The 20218-nt window shown below is 28.9% G+C and carries 17 protein-coding genes; 12 read left to right on the top strand and 5 right to left on the bottom strand.

Features of this window, described 5'->3' with window-relative positions; genetic code table 11:
- Positions 1–32: 32 nt before the first annotated feature.
- Positions 33–998: a class 1 fructose-bisphosphatase gene (fbp, locus tag CC87_RS03320; protein WP_038056114.1), complete on the bottom strand. Its 966-nt coding sequence runs from the start codon at positions 996–998 to the stop codon at positions 33–35.
- Between the two features lie 220 nt (positions 999–1218).
- Here fbp and CC87_RS03315 point away from each other — a divergent pair, with 220 nt between their 5' ends.
- From CC87_RS03315 to CC87_RS03285, 7 genes are read left to right on the top strand one after another with little or no spacing between them, the layout of a single operon-like run.
- On the top strand, positions 1219–1455 hold the full coding sequence (locus CC87_RS03315) for a PqqD family peptide modification chaperone (RefSeq protein WP_038056112.1): 237 nt from the start codon (positions 1219–1221) through the stop codon (positions 1453–1455).
- A gap of 7 nt (positions 1456–1462) precedes the next feature.
- Positions 1463–2491, top strand: coding sequence for an ATP-grasp domain-containing protein (locus tag CC87_RS03310; RefSeq protein ID WP_038056110.1), 1029 nt, complete (start codon positions 1463–1465; stop codon positions 2489–2491).
- A gap of 1 nt (position 2492) precedes the next feature.
- Positions 2493–3848 (top strand): type III PLP-dependent enzyme domain-containing protein, encoded by a 1356-nt coding sequence (locus CC87_RS03305; RefSeq protein WP_038056108.1) that lies wholly within the window; start codon positions 2493–2495, stop codon positions 3846–3848.
- Complete coding sequence (locus CC87_RS03300) at positions 3845–5917, top strand: urea transporter (RefSeq protein ID WP_038056106.1); 2073 nt, start codon at positions 3845–3847, stop codon at positions 5915–5917. The genes CC87_RS03305 and CC87_RS03300 overlap by 4 nt, the downstream gene beginning before the upstream one ends.
- Positions 5914–6792 carry a hypothetical protein gene (locus CC87_RS03295; RefSeq protein ID WP_038056104.1) on the top strand — a complete coding sequence of 293 codons (879 nt, stop codon included), beginning with the start codon at positions 5914–5916 and terminating at the stop codon, positions 6790–6792. Before CC87_RS03300 ends, CC87_RS03295 begins: the two co-directional genes overlap by 4 nt.
- Complete coding sequence (locus CC87_RS03290; protein ID WP_245605484.1) at positions 6728–7423, top strand: tetratricopeptide repeat protein; 696 nt, start codon at positions 6728–6730, stop codon at positions 7421–7423. The genes CC87_RS03295 and CC87_RS03290 overlap by 65 nt, the downstream gene beginning before the upstream one ends.
- Positions 7420–8097: a cell division ATP-binding protein FtsE gene (locus CC87_RS03285; protein WP_038056102.1), complete on the top strand. Its 678-nt coding sequence runs from the start codon at positions 7420–7422 to the stop codon at positions 8095–8097. The genes CC87_RS03290 and CC87_RS03285 overlap by 4 nt, the downstream gene beginning before the upstream one ends.
- Positions 8098–8640: 543 nt before the next feature.
- Here the strand turns inward: CC87_RS03285 and CC87_RS08995 are convergent.
- Entirely contained in the window at positions 8641–8865 is a 225-nt protein-coding gene (locus CC87_RS08995; RefSeq protein ID WP_156955570.1) for a hypothetical protein, read from the bottom strand.
- Between the two features lie 209 nt (positions 8866–9074).
- Between CC87_RS08995 and CC87_RS03275 the strand changes: the two genes are divergently transcribed.
- Positions 9075–9641, top strand: a complete 567-nt coding sequence (locus tag CC87_RS03275) for a M23 family metallopeptidase (RefSeq protein ID WP_169740256.1) — start codon at positions 9075–9077, stop codon at positions 9639–9641.
- Here CC87_RS03275 and CC87_RS08595 read toward each other — a convergent pair whose 3' ends face one another.
- Positions 9642–10103, bottom strand: a complete 462-nt coding sequence (locus CC87_RS08595) for a hypothetical protein (RefSeq protein WP_051920495.1) — start codon at positions 10101–10103, stop codon at positions 9642–9644.
- 91 nt (positions 10104–10194) lie between these two features.
- Between CC87_RS08595 and purM the strand changes: the two genes are divergently transcribed.
- From purM to selB, 4 genes are read left to right on the top strand one after another with little or no spacing between them, the layout of a single operon-like run.
- Positions 10195–11241 (top strand): phosphoribosylformylglycinamidine cyclo-ligase, encoded by a 1047-nt coding sequence (gene purM / locus CC87_RS03265; RefSeq protein WP_038056096.1) that lies wholly within the window; start codon positions 10195–10197, stop codon positions 11239–11241.
- Positions 11242–11253: 12 nt separating this feature from the next.
- Entirely contained in the window at positions 11254–12099 is an 846-nt protein-coding gene (gene glyQ, locus CC87_RS03260; RefSeq protein WP_038056094.1) for a glycine--tRNA ligase subunit alpha, read from the top strand.
- Positions 12096–14162, top strand: coding sequence for a glycine--tRNA ligase subunit beta (gene glyS, locus CC87_RS03255; RefSeq protein WP_038056092.1), 2067 nt, complete (start codon positions 12096–12098; stop codon positions 14160–14162). Before glyQ ends, glyS begins: the two co-directional genes overlap by 4 nt.
- 2 nt (positions 14163–14164) lie before the next feature.
- Positions 14165–16090: a selenocysteine-specific translation elongation factor gene (gene selB, locus CC87_RS03250; protein ID WP_038056091.1), complete on the top strand. Its 1926-nt coding sequence runs from the start codon at positions 14165–14167 to the stop codon at positions 16088–16090.
- Here selB and CC87_RS03245 read toward each other — a convergent pair.
- A complete protein-coding gene (locus tag CC87_RS03245) occupies positions 16087–18462 on the bottom strand; it encodes a Lon protease family protein (protein ID WP_038056090.1) in 2376 nt (791 codons plus the stop codon). The genes selB and CC87_RS03245 overlap by 4 nt on opposite strands.
- Before the next feature lie 42 nt (positions 18463–18504).
- Positions 18505–20196 carry an ABC1 kinase family protein gene (locus CC87_RS03240; RefSeq protein ID WP_038056088.1) on the bottom strand — a complete coding sequence of 564 codons (1692 nt, stop codon included), beginning with the start codon at positions 20194–20196 and terminating at the stop codon, positions 18505–18507.
- Positions 20197–20218 lie beyond the last annotated feature (22 nt).

The raw sequence follows: 20218 nt of genomic DNA, 5'->3' as shown, positions 1-20218 counted from the left end.
CTTTTAAATTGTCAAAAAATTTTTATTAATAATTAATTCAAAAAGTTTAACAGTTCTTTTATGTCTTCAGGACTCCCCAAAAATACAGGTGTCCTTTGATGAAGTTCAGTGGGTTTTATCTGCAAAATACTTTTCTCACCATTGGTGCTCATTCCCCCAGCTTGTTCTATTATAAAACTCATGGGAAAAGCTTCATAAAGGAGTCTCAATTTTCCATTCTTGTTTTTGCTATCTGCAGGATAAGCAAACACTCCACCTTTTAAAAGAGTTCTATGAACATCAGCTACCATACTTCCTACATATCTAAGACTATATCTATTTTGTTTAATGGTATCTAACCAATTTCTAATTCTTCCATCCCAACGCAAATAATATGCCTCATTTATTGAATAAATTTTTCCTTTAGAAGGAATTTTAATATCTGGATGTGAAAGAATGAAAGTCCCTATCATAGGATCAAGAGTAAACCCATGCACTCCATTTCCTGTAGTATAGACCATCATGGTAGAAGATCCATAAATTATATATCCTGCAGCAACTTGCTTATATCCTTCTTGAAAAAAGGTAGTCACATCATCAGAAATCTTTTTAAATATAGAAAAAATTGTCCCCACACTAATATTTACATCTATATTAGAAGAACCATCTAAAGGATCTAAAAGGATTACATATTTTCCATCTTTTCCTACTTCAGGGAAAACAGGTTCTTCAAGCTCTTCAGAAGCTATAGCAAAAAAATCTCCACTAGCACTTAAATGCTCAATTAACCATTTGTTGGCTAATTCATCCAATTTTTTAACATCCTCTCCATAAATATTAATTTTTTCTGCTCTTCCAAGAATATCAACCAATCCAGCTTTATTAATATGCGCAGATATAACCTTTCCTGCATTTTCAATAGCTAAAAGTGCATGAGATAAAGTCCCTGTAGCATGGGGATAACGCCTTTCTTCTTCCAAAATAAATCTTGCCAAATCAATACCCTTTTTTTTATACATTGCTTTCCTCCTTATATTAAAAATTTGGTATAGTATATAACAATTTTAATTATAGGCAATTTTTAAATATATTAATATAATATAAAAACTTAAACAGTTAAAATCAATTGTTTACTGATTAATTGAAATTTCTAAATTCAAAATAATATTTTTTATAGTATAATATTAGCTAAAATTTTACAATTTTATAGTTTGAAAATAAAACAAGGAGGAAGAATAAATGAGTAAATTAAATAGACTTGCCATTAATGAAGAAGGATTTATTTTTGATCCTGATACTGGGAATAGTTTTACAGTTAACCAAACTGGACTACTTATTATTAAAGCCTTAAAAGAAAATAAAACCGAAAAAGAGATCTTGGAACTTTTAAAAGAGGAATTTGAAGTGGAGGAAAAAGAAGCTCAAAGAGATTTGATAGATTTTATGGAGCAATTAAAGCTTTACGGATTGCTGTAGGATAAAAATGTATAAAGTTGCTGTTTCAGGCATAAATGCAGTAGATAATCCTGGACCTGGAATTGGTATTGCTAAGAGTCTTAAGGAAAGTGATTTAGAAGTAATGGTTTTAGGACTTGCTTATGATGCTATGGAACCTGGAATATATATGAAATGGTTGATAGATAAAAGTTATATTATGCCCTACCCTTCTAAAGGAGAAAATCTTCTTATTGAAAGATTATTGTATATCAAGAATAATTTCGGGCTTGATGCAGTTATTCCTGCTTTGGATGCAGAACTTCCTCTTTTTATAAAAAATGCAAGCCTTCTTGAAAATTATGAAATAAAAACATTTCTACCCACAAATGACCAGTTTAAATTAAGAGGAAAAGATAAATTACCTGAAGTTGCAGATAAAATTGGTGTAAAAATACCCAAAACAAAGGTCATTACTTCTTATGAAGAACTTATAGAAGCTACAGAAAAATTAGGTTTTCCAGTAATGATAAAAGGGCTTTTTTACAAAGCTTATAAAGCTTATAACATTAGCCAAGCTACTTCCTATTTTAACTCCATTGTTGAGGAATGGGGATATCCTGTTATTGTGCAGGAAGTTATTTCAGGAGAGGAAATAAATGTTGTAGGAGTTGGAGATGGAAAAGGTGGACATTTTGGATTGCTTGGAATAAAAAAGCTTTGGATTACAAGTCTTGGGAAAATATGGACTGGAGTAACTATAAAAAATGAAAAACTTCTATCTGCTACAGAAAAATTTATCTCAGAATTTCATTGGAAAGGAGCTTTTGAATTTGAGTGTATTACCAAAGACAATGAAATTTATCTTATAGAAATAAATCCCAGATTTCCTGCCTGGGTATATTTTGCAACCGGAGTAGGAATAAATCTTCCTGCAAGATTATTAAAAGCTGCTTTAGGATTGGAAGTTGAGAGAGATTGGAATTACGAACCAGGGAAATTTTATATAAGATTTACTGATGACTTTGTTACAGATATTTCTGAATTTCAAAAAATTACTTTAAAAGGAGAGTGTTAAAATGAAAAAACCTTATGAAAAACCTGTAATTCAAAAATTAATAACAGGTTACATTAACAAATTTGCTAATATTTTTTCTCCTTATGGTAAAAAAGTCAGAAAAGAAATAGATGGAGTTCCTATAAGTAGTCTTATTGAAAAATTTGGTTCTCCTCTTTTTGTTTTCTCTGAAAGAAAACTAAGACAAAAATTTAGAGAAATTAAAAATGCCTTTACTTTGAGATATCCTAATGTTGAATTCAGCTGGTCTTATAAAACAAATTATCTTGATGCCATTTGTGCCATTCTGCATAGTGAGGGAGAAACTGCAGAAGTAGTTTCTGAGTTTGAATATGAAAAGGCTAAAAGATTAGGCATAGAAGGTAATCAAATTATATATAACGGACCTTATAAGCCTATTGAATTTTTAAAAACAGCAATACAAGAGGGAGCTAAAATAAATATAGATCATTTTGATGAAATAAATGATTTAGAGAAGATCGCTGATGAGCTTGGAATAAAAATAAAAGCTGGAATAAGATTGAATATGGATACAGGTATATATCCGCAATGGGGAAGATTTGGCTTTAATCTTGAAAATGGTCAGGCTTGGCGAGCTGTAAAAAGAATTGTTTCCAGAGGAAAAATTGAAATAAACGGGCTTCATTGTCATATCGGAACTTTTATTTTAGAATCTAAAGCTTATGAAATTGAAATGAAAAAACTAATTGATTTTGCCTATAAAATTGAAGATGAATTTAATTTTAAAATAGAATATTTAGATATTGGAGGAGGATTTCCTTCAAGAAATAGACTTAGAGGAATATATTTGCCTCCTGATGTAATTATCCCCTCTATAGATGAGTTTGCAGAAAAAATCTGTGATACTTTACTTTCTAATTTAAGATCCGGAGATTATCCTAAATTAATAATTGAAAGTGGAAGAGCTATTGTAGATGAAGCAGGATACCTTATAACTACTGTAAATGCTATAAAAAGATTACCTGATGGTAAAAAAGCTTATATCTTAGATGCAGGGGTAAATATTCTTTTTACAGCTTTTTGGTATCATTTTAATATAGAAATAGACAGAGAAGTAAATGGCCCTTGTGAACCCTGTGTTCTCTACGGCCCTCTTTGTATGAATATAGATGTAGTGGAAGATACAGCTTATTTACCTCCTATTCCCAGAGGAACAAAGCTTATTATCTCACCTGTAGGTGCCTATAATATAACTCAATGGATGCAATTTATTCGTTATAGACCCGCAGTAGTATTAATAGGAGAAAATAAAGAGGTGGATTTAATAAGAGAGGCTGAAGATTTAACTGATATTACCAGAAGAGAACATCTTCCTGAGAGATTAAAATTAAAATGAAACGTTTAAAAGATTATATTTTACCTATATTAAAAAGTTATTCAGCTGTTTTATTTAATTCTAGTGTCTGGGGTGGTTTGGTTCTTCTAGGGCTGACCTTTTTGAATCCTAATATTGGAATAGGTGGTTTTATTTCTGTTATTTCAGCCTATGTCTTTGCCAGATTAATAGGTTTTAAATCTGAATTTTTAAGATTTGACTATTATATTTTCAATCCTCTTTTAGTTGGTCTTTCCTTAGGTTATCTTTTTAAAATCAATCTTGTTAGTTTTATTATTTTTTTTACAGCAGGTATATTAACTTTTTTATTAACCTACACTATGGTTAATATTTTTTATAATTATCTTAGATTGCCTGTATTAAGTGCTCCTTTTGTTCTGGTAAGTTCACTTTTTTATCTTGCCTCTTTCAAATTTTCCAATCTTTTTGTAAGTGATTTATATCCCCATTTTCAAACAAACCCATTTTCAAATCTACCTATAGCAATAACAGGATATTTTAAATCCTTAGGAGCAATTTTTTTTCTTCCAGATGTATTAAGCGGTTTCATCATCTTTCTTATGCTTCTTTTGGTTTCAAGAATTTTATCATTTTTATCTATAATCGGTTACTATGTAGGAGTTTTTATTCATGGTTTTTTATCTGGTTCTTTTTACCAGGCTTTTACAGATACTTCTTCTTTTAATTATATTCTCACAGCTATGGCAATAGGTGGAGTTTTTCTTATACCCTCTTTAAAAAGTTATAAATTTGCAATTCTTTCTACTTTGATTTCTGTTCCTATAATTGGGGGTTCAAAAATTCTCTGGGAAAGTTATGGATTACCTGTTTTTGCTCTTCCTTTTAATCTTACTACTCATCTTTGTCTTTATGTTCTATTTTCTGTTAGTTTTTATTATATAACCAAGCTTTATAAAGGCACACCAGAAAGAACCTTAGACTATTATATTACTTATACCAGAAGATTTCCTTTTACTGGAAGAGAAATAGGGCTTCCTTTTTCTGGAAGCTGGACAGTATGGCAATCCTTTGATGGTGAATGGACTCATAAAGGTATCTGGAAATATGCTGTAGATTTTGTTATTACAGATGAAAAAGGAAAAACCTATAAAAATAATGGTGAAGAGTTATCAGATTATTATGCCTTTGGGAAACCTGTACTTTCTCCTGTAGATGGGCATATTGTAGCAGTTCTTGATTCTCTTCCAGATAATCCTCCAGGAATGGCAGATAAAGAAAACAATTGGGGAAATTATGTAATTATTTACGATAATAGAGGTTTTTATGTCCTTATCTGCCATTTTAAACAAAAATCTATAAAAGTTAAAACAGGAGATTATGTTTCGAAAGGTGCTTTTTTAGGACTTTGTGGTAATTCAGGGTATTCACCTCAACCGCATATTCATATTCAGGTTCAGCTTTTACCTCGTTTAGGTTCTCCTACAGTTCCTTTTAATTTTACCTCTTATATTTCAGAAAATATTTTTAAAGATATTGGCATTCCAAAAGAAGGAGAGATAGTTCAACCGGTGATTTCTGACAAATCCCTTTATAATAAATTAAACTTTTTAATTGATCAGGAAATGGATTTTTATTTTGAGGATGGAGAAAAATCTTATAATTTCAAAGCCATTATTAAAATGGCTCCAGATGGTAGTTTTTATTTAACTGATGGAAAGGCTAAACTCTATTTTGGAATTTTGAACTCCACTTTTTATTTTTATCATCTTGATGGAGATATTAATTCTCCTCTTAAATATTTCTTTTTTTCATCTCCTAAAATTCCATTGTTCTATCAAAAAAATATTTACTGGAAAGACTACTTGCCTTTACTAACAATTTCTTCTAAAATAAAAAGAGAATTATATTTATTTTTGTCTTCTTTTAAACATGATTTATTTAATATAAAAGTGGAAAGTATGTGGCAATCTCCAGATACTATAAAATCTAAAATTCATTTACCCAAGGAGAATAAAGAGGCTTTGATTAGAATTTCTAAGGATAGGGGGATTGAGGAAGTGATTTTTGATAAAAAAATAAAAATTCAAAGAAGGAGGAGGATCCAATGAAAAAGTTGATTTTATTTATTCTTATTATGTGCCTTGGCTGTTTTAAAGCCTGGGCAGGAGAAACAAAATTAAATACCTATGGAGCTCTTTATGGAACCTATCTTGATTACAGTGGTTCTAAATTAAAAGATAATGGTTATGCAGTTACAGGTTATTTAAGTATAGGAGATGGTATAAATCATAATATCCAAATTGGAATTGCTTCTACTCATATTAATTATAAAAACAATTATTCAGATCTGGATCAGCAAGATTTTACCTTTGCTTATTCAAATACTAACCAAATTTTGAAAAACCATTCTTTTACCTTAGGAATTCATTACATAGAAAGTGATGATGATCTTACAGATCATGGATGTACTCTTTTTTTTGATGGAACTTATTTAAATTATAAAAATAATGAGTTTAAATGGAGTGGAGGATTGGGAATTTATTATTCTAACTATGATGAACTTATAAGCTTTGATGTATTACAACTTACTCCTCATGCAACTTTCAAAATCTTTTCAGATTATCAGAAAGGAGGTTTATACCTTGATGCTTTAGGATATTATATTTATGTTGATAGATCTAATAAAATAGGAATTGACGAGTCTAATTATTATTCCTTAGAGGGAGATTTAAGATATTATTACGGAAAATACGATTTTAAAATAGGAGGTTGGATTGGTCAGCAAGTTTTTGCAGTTAAAAATAACGGTTTTGTAGTTTATAATTTAAAAGAAGAATATAAAGGTGGAATTTATGGAGAAATGGGATATACTTTTGAGAACGGATTAAGATTATCTTTTAATTTGGGGGTAAATAATTATGAAGAAAATGGTGATAGTGCTATTCAGACTGTTGGAACATTTTCCATTAGTTATAAATTTTAGAAAATTCTTAGGGGCTCTGCCCCTTTTCTTAATTTTTACTTTATTATCTGCAAATTTTGTTTATGCTTTAAATTATAAAGAAATAAAGTCAGACTATTATAAATCTTATACTTATGAAAAACGCAGAGATTACAAGAATGCAATTCGGGCTTTAATGCCTGTATATCAAGCTTATCCTAAGAGTTATACTGTAAATTTGAGGTTAGGATGGCTTTATTATTTAAATAAAAATTACGCTAATTCTAAATTTCATTATGAAAAAGCTCTTAAAGTTGTTCCTTCATCAATTGAAGCAATGCTTGGTCTTTCTCTTCCTTATATGGCAGAGGGAAAGTGGAAAGATGTTGAAAAACTGATGTACAAGATTTTAAAAATAGACTACTATAATTATTATGGAAATCTAAGGCTTTCTATTGCTCTCAGGAATCAAAAAAAATTTTCTACTGCTGAAGCTGTAGCAAGAAAAATGCTTGCTATTTATCCTACAGATGTTAATTTTTTAACAGAGCTTGCCATTTCTTTATATTACCAAAATAAGAAAAACCAAGCTCTGTCAATTTTTTCAAATATTTTAATTCTTGATCCAGAAAATCTTATAGCTAAAAAATTTCTTAAATTAATAAAAAAATGAATTTGTTTTCTTTTCAAAATGTAAATAAGATTTATCCACCTTATTTTAAAGCTCTTATAAATATAAATTTGGAAATTAAAGAAGGTGATTTTATTATTTTAACAGGTTCTACAGGAGCTGGGAAAACAACCCTTTTAAAATTACTTTACAGAGAAGAAAAACCAACCTCAGGAGAAATTTTTTATAAAAATATATCCTACTCTGAACTTAAAACCAGACAATTTAATCAGTTAAGACAAAAATGGGGAATAATTTTTCAAGACTATAAACTTTTTCCAGATCTCTCAGTATATGAAAATATAAAAATTTCTCTGATTCTATCAGGAAAGAAATTTAAAAATATGAAAATTTTTATTTATGAATACTTAGAAAGATTTCTTTTAGCTCATAAAGCTCAAAAGAAAATAAAAGAATTGTCAGGTGGAGAACAACAAAAAGTAGGGGTTATAAGAGCTCTTATAAGAGATCCCGAGGTACTTATTGCAGATGAACCCACAGGAAATCTTGATCCTGATAGTATTAAGGAAATTCTGCAAATTTTAAAAGAATTTCATAATAAAGGAAAAACTATTATTTTAGCTACTCATGATCCGATCATTATAAATCAAAAATTGGGGAAATTAATCAGGCTTAAACAAGGAGAATTGATAAATAATGTGGAGTTATTTGAGTAGGTTAGAACTTAAAAATAGCCTTATTTATTATTTATTCTTGCTTATTTTTTTCTTCTTTTGGAATTTTTTTTCTTTATTCACGATATATTTATATACCAATTTTCAAAAAATAGCTGATATTTATAAAAACCGTGTTTATTTAAATCTTATAATTTATTCTCAAAAATCTGATAATACCACAGTTACTAATCTGGTTAATAATTTAAAACAATTGCTACATGTTAAAAAAGTTGAAGTTTTTCCCCCTGAAAAAATATTCCAAAAAATAAAAAATTCTCTCCCTTCAGAAATTTTTAAAAATTACAAAAAAAACGAAATCATAAATTATTTTCCTTATGTAGTTAAAATTTATCCAACTTCTTTTAAGTCTTATAGCTTATTAAAGAATCAACTTCAATTGTTAAAATCCTCTAACAATAAAATAGATATATATGAAGCCAAAATTTCAAAAATGGTTAATTTTGCTTTTGTGTTAAAACCAGGCTTTTTTTGCTTTTTTATTATATGGATAGTTTTTTATATTTTATTTTTATTATTTTTTAATTATTTTTTAAATTCCTTCTTAGATAAGCAAATACAGATTTTCATTTTATTGGGTGGTTCTTTAAATAATTTTAAAATTATAAGACTTTTTTTTATTTCTGCTTTTTCATCTATAGCTTTTATTACTTCTACTATTTTATTTTTGTATATTGCAAACAACTTATCTAATATTTTTAATATAACCAAGCTTACCCAAAGTTCTTCATATTTTCTGTTTTCAAACAATTTATTTAATATTTTTATTTATTATATTTTAACAATTTTAGTTTTTCCTGCTATTATTATTTGGTTTAGTTATAAAAAATATGAAAATTAAAAAATTTTGTTTTATTTTTTTCTTCATTTTTTTTATATCATCGGGTTTTTGTCAAACTGTAAATTATAATCTCCTTTTATCTAAAAAATTCAAAGAACTTAAATATATACAGAAAGTTTTGAAATCTCTTAAATTACTGGAAAAAGATCTTTTAAAGCTTTACATTAATATACATATCAAAAATCTTTTTAATGAAAAAGAACTTTTGTTAAACATTAACAAATCCAGTTTTTTAGAAACAGAAGATTTTGAAATAATAGAGAATATTTTATTAAAAAAAATTATAGCTATAAAACAAAAAGAAAAATTTTTGAAAAGCCGTTATAAAATAGTTAGTAAAGAAATAAAGAAGCTTAAAATTCTTCAAGCTAAGAGCTTAAAACAGAAATTACAACAGGAAGACATAGCTTATCCTATAAAAAATGGAAAAATAAAATCCGGATCTTATGTTTTTAAAATAACTAAACCTACCAAAATAAAATGTCCTATTTCAGGTATAGTAAAAGTTATAGGCTATAAAGAAAATAATATATCAATAATTATAGAAAATGAAAATTGTACAGTTTATCTTAAAAATTTAGATGATATAAAAGTGAATGTAGGAGATTATGTAAACACAAATGAAATCATAGGTAGTATAAATAAGCCTAAAAAATTTAAAATTTCTATAAATTGTAAAAATTGATCATAAATTTTTAATAACCTTAGATTCTAAGTAAGAAAACAATTTACCAGGTAAATACAAACCGCATCCAAGGATCCAGTATTTATTTCTCAAAATTACATAACCTGGTTCTAAATTAAGATTTATTTCTACTTTGTTTCTTTCTTTTAAAACCTCTATAATATCTTCTGAGAGAGTAACGATATTTTTGGTAGCAAGATAACCAAATCTTTGTAAAAAAGCAGAGGTTGGCTTTAAATAACGAGAAACCTTTCTTAAAAATAAAAGTCCCACTGTTTGGACCTGAAGACTTTCCAATATTTCTAAATATTGATTTTTAGGAAATAGCCAGAAATTGGACACACCTCTTAAGATTTCATATTTATCAAAAATATTAATTGAAATACCAAAACGATCTTCCAGATATTTTAAAACTTCTTGCCTTTCTTCTTCTGAAACTATATGAGGAAATCTATTTTCCATAGAATTTCAATTTTACCTCAAAATCTTGTTTTTAGCAAAATATAATATAAAATTTAGGAAGTTCAAAACTAATTTGTCGGAGAGGTTAAATATGGGAGCTGCAGAAAAATACAAGGCTGCTGGTGTAGATTTAGAAAAAGCTAACCGTTTGGTTGATATTGTTAAAAAAATAACAGAGAAACTTCCCCAAAGAGGTGTGGTTTCAGGAATAGGAGGTTATGCAGGTCTTTTTTCCTTAGATGTTTCATCTTATAAAAATCCTATTCTTGTTTCTTCTACAGATGGAGTAGGAACAAAAATTAAAATTGCTATTATGGCTAATGAACATAAAGGAATTGGTATAGATTTAGTAGCTATGTGTGTGAATGATATTATTACCTGCGGAGCTAAACCTTTGTTTTTCTTAGATTATTTAGCTTTTGGAAAATTTAACGAAAAAATTTTTACAGAATTAATAGAAGGTATTGCTGAAGGATGTCAAATTTCCCAATGCACTCTTTTAGGTGGAGAAACTGCAGAAATGCCAGGAATGTATGCCCCTTCAGATTATGATTGTTCAGGTTTTGTAGTAGGAATAGTGGAAGGAAATGAAATAATTGATGGTTCAAGTATCTCTATAGGAGATATAATAATAGGCATACCCTCCTCTGGACTTCATAGCAATGGATTTTCTTTGGTAAGGAAAATCATCTTTGAAGAACAAAAATTAAAATTGGATTATATTCCAGAAGAACTGGGCCAACCCTTAGGAGAAGTTCTTTTAACTCCTACAAAAATTTATGTTCCTATAATAAAAACTTTATTAAATCGTGATTTAGAAATTAAAGGCTGTGCTCATATTACAGGAGGTGGTTTTATAGATAATCTTCCCAGAATTTTGCCCAAAAATTGTAAAGCAGTTATTGAAAAAAATGCATGGGAAAAACCTGCTATATTTACTTTTCTTCAAAAATTGGGAAATATTTCTGAAGAAGAAATGTATAGAGTTTTTAACTGTGGAATAGGTTTAATTTTGATAGTTAATGAAGATACTTTGGAGGAGATGCAAAGTCTTATTTCAGCCTTAGGAGAAAATTGTTACACTATAGGACATATTGAAAAAAGAAAAGATGAAGAGAAACAGGTAATTTTAGTTTAAAGGGGTTTTGCAATGTATTTCCAGGATGTTATTGCTACCTTAAATAAATTTTGGGCTAAACAGGGATGCGTTATTCTTCAGCCTTATGATATGGAGGTGGGGGCAGGAACTTTTCATCCTGCTACTTTTTTAAGATCCTTAGGTCCTGAACCTTTTGCTACTGCTTATGTTCAGCCTTGCAGACGCCCTACAGACGGACGCTATGGAGAAAATCCAAACAGACTTCAACATTATTATCAATATCAGGTTATAATAAAACCTTCTCCAGATGATATTCAGGATATTTATTTGGATAGTCTTAAAGCTCTTGGTATAGATCCAAAAGAACATGATATAAGATTTGTAGAAGATGACTGGGAATCACCTACTCTTGGTGCTTGGGGATTAGGATGGGAAGTTTGGTTAGACGGTATGGAAATTACACAGTTTACCTATTTTCAACAAATAGGGAGTTTTGATTGTTTCCCTGTAACTGTAGAAATTACCTATGGGCTTGAAAGAATAACCATGTATCTTCAAGAAGTGGAAAATGTTTTTGATATTAAATGGAATGAAAGATATACTTATAGAGATATTCATTTTAGAGGAGAAGTGGAATATTCCATTTATAATTTTGAAGAAGCTGGTGTAAATCTTCTTAAAACTCTATTTGATGAATTTGAAAAAGAAGGATATAGGCTTTTGGATTTGGGATTAGCTCTTCCAGGTTATGATTTTGTAATAAAATGTTCTCACACCTTTAATCTTCTTGATGCCAGAGGAATTCTTTCTCCTATAGAAAGAGCTAATTATATAGGAAGAGTAAGAGGTCTTGCTAAAAAAGCAGCAGAAACATGGTTAAGTGAGGAGAAAAAATGAGTAAAAATTTACTTTGGGAAATCGGAACAGAGGAACTTCCTGCAAGGTTTATAAATCCAGCTTTAGAAAGCTTGAAAAATTTAGCTGAAAAAAGATTGAAAGATATAGGATTATCTTTTGATGAAATTAAAACCGCTGGAACCTTTAGAAGACTCACTCTGTTTGTCAAAAATTTAGCTGAAAAACAGAAAGATAAAGAAGAAGAAATACTTGGTCCTTCTATTAAAGTAGGATTGGATAAAAATGGAAATTTCACCAAAGCTGTTGTTGGTTTTGCTAAAAAATATGGAGTTAAACCAGAAGATCTTATTATTAAAAAAACTCCCAAGGGTGAGTATTTTTGTTTAAAAAGAATTTTAAAAGGACAAAGAACTGTAGAAATATTACCTAATCTCCTTTTAGATATTTTAAAAAATATTTATTTTCCTAAAACCATGCGTTGGGGAAATTATAAATTTAGATTTGCAAGACCTATAAGATGGATGCTCTGTCTTTATGGAGAGGAGATTATTCCTTTAGAAGTTGCTAATATAAAGTCTTCTAATAAATTTAAAGGACATCGTTTTCTTTCTGAAAAGAGTCTTTTTCTTTCTCAAGCTTCCTGGACAGAATATGAAAGGCTTTTAGAAGAAAACTACGTAATTGTTGATCCTCAAAAAAGGCTTTTAAAAACAAAAGAAGAAATTTTAAAAGCTGGAAAAAAAGTAGGTATTCCTGAAATAGAGTCTGATCTTTTAGAAGAAAATGCTAATTTAGTAGAATATCCTTTTCCTATAGTGGGGCATTTCCCAGAAGAATTTTTATCTTTGCCTGAACCATTAATTATTACAGCTCTTAAAGAGCATCAGAGATATTTTTGTTTAAGAAATTCTGAAGGAAAGCTTATCAATTATTTCATAGCTGTAAATAACAATTTACCCAAGAATCCTGAAATTGTAAAAAAAGGACATGAAAAAGTTACTAAAGCCAGATTAGAAGATGCTAAATTTTATTTTGAAAAGGACTTGCAAGAACCTTTGGAAAATAAAGTGGAAAAGCTAAAAGGTATAGTTTATCATATAAGATGTGGAACCCTATGGGATAAAACCCAGAGACTTGTAGAACTGGGAAAATATTTAGCTCAAAAATTAAACTATATTTCTTCAAAAATTGAAGAAGCCTGTTTTTATGCTAAAGCTGATCTTGCTTCTGAGGTTGTTAAAGAGTTTACTTCTCTTCAGGGTATTATGGGAAGTATTTATGCTGAATATTTTGGCAAAAAAGAAATAGCTTTAGCTATTTGTGAGCAGTATTTACCCTCTCCTCAGTATGAAAAACTTCCTGAAACTAAGGAAGGGATTGTTCTTTCTTTGGCAGATAAAATAGATCATCTCTGTGCTCTTTTTGGAGCAGGAGAAAAACCCACAGGAGAAGCTGATCCTTATGGACTAAGAAGAGCAGCCTATGGAATTATTAAAATTTTGATAGGAAAAGAAATATCCTTGGATCTGGAAGATCCTTTAAATTACAACTTAGAACTCCTTACAAAGCAAAACTTTTTAAGAGAAAAAGAGATTTTACCTGAAATTATAAATTTCATTAAAAAACGCTTAGAAGGAGAATTTCTATCTCAGGGATTTAATAAAAATCTTGTTTCAGTAATTATAGATTTGCCTTTAAATCCTTTTGATTCTTATCTAAGAATAAAAGCTTTAAAAGATTTTCAGGAAAGACAGGATTTTATAGATCTAATTATAGGGTTTAAACGAGTAGCCCAAATTCTTAAAAATATAAACCTTAAGGAACTACCAGAAATTAATCCTTCTCTTTTTGAACAAAAAGAAGAAAAAGAATTATTTAATAAAATTAATGATTTACGACCCCATTTAAAAGAACTTCTGGGAAAAAAAGATTATACAAATTATTTAGAAAAATTGCTTTCTTTAAAAGAAACCATTGATGCTTTTTTTGATAAAGTTTTTGTAATGGTTGAGGAGGAAAAACTAAGATCCAATAGATTAAAGCTTTTAGCTAAAACAGCAGAACTTTTTAATAATTTTGGAGATTTTACAGCTCTTATTTAGGTATGAATATAAGTCGTAGAGTAATCATAGGAACAGCTGGTCATATAGACCATGGTAAAACTACTCTGGTAAAAGCTCTTACTGGCATTGATACAGATCGTTTAAAAGAAGAAAAGGCAAGAGGAATTACTATAGATATAGGTTTTGCTAACTTAGTGTTACCTTCTGGAACCTTAGCAGGAATTGTGGATGTTCCTGGACATGAAAAATTTATTAGAAATATGGTAGCAGGTGCAACAGGAATTGATTTTGTAATTCTTGTAATTGCAGCAGATGAAGGAGTTATGCCTCAAACCAAAGAACACTTGGAAATTTGTGAACTTTTAGGAATAAAAGATGGTATAGTTGTTTTAACTAAAATAGATTTAGTAGATAAAGAATGGTTAGAACTGGTTAAAGAGGATGTCCAAAATTTTTTAAAGGGAACTTTTTTGGAAAATGCCCCTATTCTTACTTTTTCTGCGATAACAGAGGAAGGAAAAGAAGAAATTTTAAAGATCCTTGATGAAAAAGCCTCTCAAATTCTTATGAAACCCGAAGATCAGCCCTTTAGACTTCCTGTAGATGGAGTATTCATTGTAAAAGGTTTTGGAACAGTAGTAAGAGGAACTACTATTTCAGGAAAAGTAAATATAAATCAAGCTGTAGAAATCTATCCTAAAGGAATTCAAACCAAGGTGAGAAATATTCAGGTGCATGGAAAAAATGTAGAAACTGCTTATGCAGGTATGCGCACCGCCTTAAATCTTCAGGGTGTTGAGAAAGAAGAAATTGAAAGAGGAGATGTAGTGGCAGATCCAGGAATTTTAAAACCTTCTCAATGGTTGGATCTTAAAATTACTTCTTTAAAAGATATAGATAAACCCATTAAAAATTATGAAAATCTTCTTTTTTATATAGGAACTTCTGAGGTTCTTGGTAAAATCATTCTTTTTAATAAAGATTATTTGAAACCAGGAGAAACTGATATAGCTCAAATATTCTTACAAAAACCAATAGTAGCTTGGAAAGGAGATAGATTTATTTTAAGACGTCCTTCTACTAATACTACAGTAGCAGGTGGAGAAATCTTAAATCCTATTTCTTATAGAAGAAAAAGAACCAAACCATGGGAAAGAAAAGAGCTGGAGTTTATAGCTAAAGCTTCTTCTGAAGAATTATTAAAACATTATGTAGAAAAAAAGGAATATTTAGGTATAAATGGAAAAGATTTACAGCTTTTGCTTTCAATATTTGACAAAAAGTTTCAAGAACTTGTTAATAAGCTTTCTTCAAAAATAATAAAATTAAAAGATGGAGAAAATATTTTATATTTCAGTAAAAAAGCTGAAGAAGATCTAAAAAAAGAAATTATAGAAGTTCTCAAAAAATTTCATCAGAATAATCCTTTTAGTCCGGGTTTAACTAAGGAACTTTTGAAAAGTAGAATCTCTTCTTTTATCCCTGAGGTGTTTTTTAATTATGTTTTAGAAAAATTAATTCAAAAAGGCTTAATTATTAAAGAAAAAGAAATTCTATCCTTAACAGAATTTAAACAAATAGATTCTAAAGAAAAAGAAAAGCTTAAAAAAGAAATAGAGGAAAAATTTTTAAAAGAAGGGCTTACTCCTAAGAATTTTGAAGATATTCTTTTAGATTTTAAAGAAAATTACAAAGCAGTAAAAGAACTTTCTCAAAGTTTATTAAGGGATGGTGTTTTAGTAAAAGTTTCTGAAAAATTAGTATATCATAAAAATATTTTGGAAGAAGTGGAAAAAAAGGTAGTGGATTTTTTACAAAAAAATAAAGAAATGAGTCTTGCTGATTTTAGAAAACTTTTAAATATTCAAATAAGTAGAAAATATTTAATCCCTTTGGTAGAATATTTAGATAAGAAAAAAATTACTTTAAGAGTCGGAGATAAAAGAATTTTAAGAAAAAGGGGTTAACTTTTCTTTTTAGAAGTTTTCTTTTTTCTTTTAGTTTCTTCTTTTTTTCCCTTTTCTTTACTCAATTCGTAAAGCTTTTTAAGTCCTTTACTTACTTCTTTATGAAACTTTTCTGGTTTATAACCTGTCAAAATTTCTATAACATCATCTATGGTTTCTACAGTATAGATGTGAAAATTTCCAGCCTTTATATCTTCTAACACATCATCTTCAAGAAGAATATTATCAAAATTTTTAGCAGGAACTATAACACCTTGATTTCCTGTAAATTTTGTCATCTTACAAGATCGGTAAAAACCTTCTATTTTTTCTTTTATACCACCTACAGGCTGAATATTACCAAATTGATCAATAGAACCAGTAATAGCTATATCTTGTCTAATAGGAATTTTAGATACAGCAGAAAGTATAACCATAAGTTCTGCAGCAGAGGCACTATCTCCTTCTACTGGTTCATAAGCCTGTTCAAAAGTAAGAGTGCATGAGAATTGTATAGGAAAAGTTGAACTGTATTTATTATAAAAATAAGAAGAAAATATAAGAACCCCTTTGGAATGTATAGGACCGCTCATATCTATTTCTCTTTCAATATTAACCACTCCTCTACTTCCAGGAAAAACATTGGCAGTAATTCTGGAAGGCTTTCCAAAGTTATAATCTCCAAGGATATATACACTTAGACCATTTATCTGTCCTACCTTTTTACCTTCTACATCTATTATAATTTTACCTTCTTTAATAAGTTCTCTTATTTTCTCTTCAATAAGATTAACTCTTAAAATTTTTTCTTTTTGAGCCTGTTTTATATCTTTTTCTGTAATTTGTTCATTTTGTGAAATAGTATTAGCCTCTCTTAAAAGATCTATAATATCCTGTAAAATAAGAGCAATTTTCTTTTTATTTTCTGCCTGATAAATCGCATATTTAAGAAGTTCTGATAATCCTGAGGCATCAAGTTCTTTTAAATTTTCTTTTTTGATTATATTTTTAATAATCTTAGGGAAAGCTTGAATAATTTCGTCATTTAGATCTACAACAGGATTAAATTCAGCTTTAATTTTAAAAAGTTCCTTAAATTCATGATCATAAGTAGTAAGAAGGTGATATAAATAGGTATCTCCTATTAAAAAGACTTTAGCAGAAAAAGGTATAGATTCAGGAAGAATCCCTACATGAGGCACTGGTATTTCTTCCACCATACCTCCCATTATGTAGAGTTTTTTAGTTAGAAGAGTCCTCTTCAACAAAATCCATATATAAGGATTTTTAAGAATCTCCCATAAATCCAGGACTAAATAACCACCATTTGCTTTGTGAAGAATTCCAGGAGTAAGACTAAGATGATCTGCATATAAAATTCCCATCTCTGCCTTATAATTAATTTGTCCAAAAAGTCCTTTTAAAGTTGGACTTTTCTCATATATTACAGGTGCCCCTTGGATTTCAGAATTATCCACCAATACATTTACTCTAAAAACATTTAAAGCTTTATTAATACTCGTTTGAAGCATTATATTGCCTTTAGCTTTTTCCCAATCTATAAATATATTTATATTTTTAATAAGTTCTTTTTTTAGACTACTTATATAATCCTTCAAATTTTCCATAACATTTTTGAAATCCTCTTCTAAGGATTGAAAAGCTTTATTTACCAGCTTTTCAGCTATTCTTTTTCTAAGCTTAATAAGATTTTCTCCAAAAGAGCTATCAAGTTCTCTTAATTTTCTCATGTATTCTCTAAATTTAGGCTCAAAAGCTTGAAGATTTTTCTGATATTCTTCACGAATTTGAGGATTGGCCAAAAGTTCTTCTTGAGGAACAGATGTTTCTATTTTAAACATAGGAAGAAGTCTTACCCCTTCAGGGCCAAAAAGAACCATTAAATTATATTTTTTAGCTTCTTCAGTCATTTCATTAATTATTTTTTCTTTCTGAGAATCTATTTCTTTCCCAAGGGTGCTTAATTCATCTTCATACTCTTTTCCTTCAAAAGCTTTATGAGTCTCTCTTTTTAAAAATTCTAAAATATTCTCAATATGTTCTGCCAGTTTTTTACCATAACCAGCAGGTAAAATAAGGGCTTTTGGTTTATATGAATCTTTAAAATTAGTTACATAACATATATCAGAAGGTGTTTCTTTAGTTTGAGCAATTTTTTTTAATCTATTAAGTGTATAAGTAGTTCTACCAATCCCATTGGGTCCGCAAACATAAACATTATAGCCATCTTTCTCCAATTTCAAAGCAAGATCAAAAGCTTTTTCTACTCTGTCCTGCTGTAAAAAAATTTCTTCTTCCTGAAAGGCTTCAGTACCTGAAGAATAAGAAATGTCAATTTTGAGTTTATCAAAAGTTAGTTTTTTCCAACTCATAAATTTTTATTTTAAAAAACTATCTATAAAAAACAAGCTTTTTTATAATTTCCCTGATCGCAAAATTTCAATAAGCAGTTTTATACCAAATAAACTTGCCAGAATAAAACCTAAAAATCCTAATAGTGGATATCCAAATAACTTAGGTCCTGCCTGAGTTTGAAAAATAATAGAAGAGCCTATTACTAAAGCAGCAATTACCATAGCAAAGCTAAGACGATTGCTGGACTTATCAAGTTGATATATAAGCCTTTCCAAACCTCTATGTTCAAACTTTATAGCAAGCTCATCTTTTTTTAGCTTTAAAAGAATTTCTCTTAAATTTGAAGGAAGTTCTTTAAGAAGTAAAGCAGAATCTTCCAAAAACAAATTAATTTCCTTGCATTGTTTAGAAAAATCAAATTTTTTCAGCATAAATCTTCTAACATAAGGTCTTACATGCTCTATCATATTAAACTCTGGATAAAGAGTTCTTCCGATTCCTTCATGTATTACTAAAGCTCTAAGCATTAATACTAACGAAGGAGTGAAACGCACACGATATTTTCTCATAATATCTAAAAATTCATTTATCAAAATTCCTATATCAAGGTCTTTTAAAGGAACTCCATAATAACGCTCAAGAAAATCAAATAATTCCAATCTAAAACTTATTATATCTGAAGGAGGCGGGGCAATATTAAGACTTAAAATAGCTTTTATTAATAGATCTACATTTTTATCTAAAATAGCTTTTAAAATTTTAATAATCCACTCCACCATTACATCATCAAGAATTCCAACCATTCCGAAATCTATAAGGGCTATCATATTGTTATTCAGAATAAAAATATTTCCAGGATGAGGATCAGCATGAAAAAAATGACATTCAAAAATTTCCTTAAGAATAAAATCAGCTCCATTAAGGGCTATAATTTTTTTATCTACGTTTAAATTATTTTGTTTATCAATTTCGGAAAGTTTAAACCCTTTTATATATTCCATAGTCAAAACCTTAGGAGCTGTTAAATCCCAATAAACCTTAGGAAAATAAACAGTTTTGTCATTTTTAAAACAATTTCTGAAACGTTCTATATTCCTTCCTTCTCTAACAAAATCCAATTCTTTACGAATAGTTTTGGCAAATTCCTCTATAATTTTGGTAGGTTCATAATACTTTAACTCAGGAAAACGTCTTTCTAAAAGAGAAGCAAGATCATATAAAATATGAATATCTGTTTCTATAATTTTTTTTATTCCAGGTCTTTGAACTTTAACAACTACTTCCTCTCCATTTTTAGTTTTTGCTCTATGAACCTGAGCTAAGGAACCCGCTGCTAAAGGTTTTTCTTCAAAGAAACTAAAAAGCTCATTTAAAGGTCTTTTCAATTGAGTTTCCACAATTTCTTTAACTTTTTCAAAAGGAAAAGGAGGAACCTCATCCTGAAGTTTGCTTAGTTCTTTTATAAATTCTGGAGGAAGAAGATCTGGCCTGCAACTTAATATCTGACCAAATTTTATAAAAGTAGGACCAAGATCTTCTAAAACCAATCTAACTCTCTCAGCAGTAGAAAGTCGTTTTACTTCTTCTGTTTCTTTTTTTATAAATCTTCGCCAAATGATAAAATATTTAAATTTTAATCTATCACTAATTTTATCAATAATATCTCCAAATCCATAACGTATTAAAACTGCAAAAATTTTAAGATAACGTTTAAGTTCTTTATAATTTTGACGAATTTTAAGAATAAACACTTTTATTTAATTTTTGATCTAT

This window comes from Thermodesulfobacterium hydrogeniphilum, from assembly GCF_000746255.1.
GTDB lineage: Bacteria > Desulfobacterota > Thermodesulfobacteria > Thermodesulfobacteriales > Thermodesulfobacteriaceae > Thermodesulfobacterium > Thermodesulfobacterium hydrogeniphilum.
Note: the sequence above shows the minus strand (reverse complement) of the source record. Positions and strands in the feature narration are given on the sequence as shown.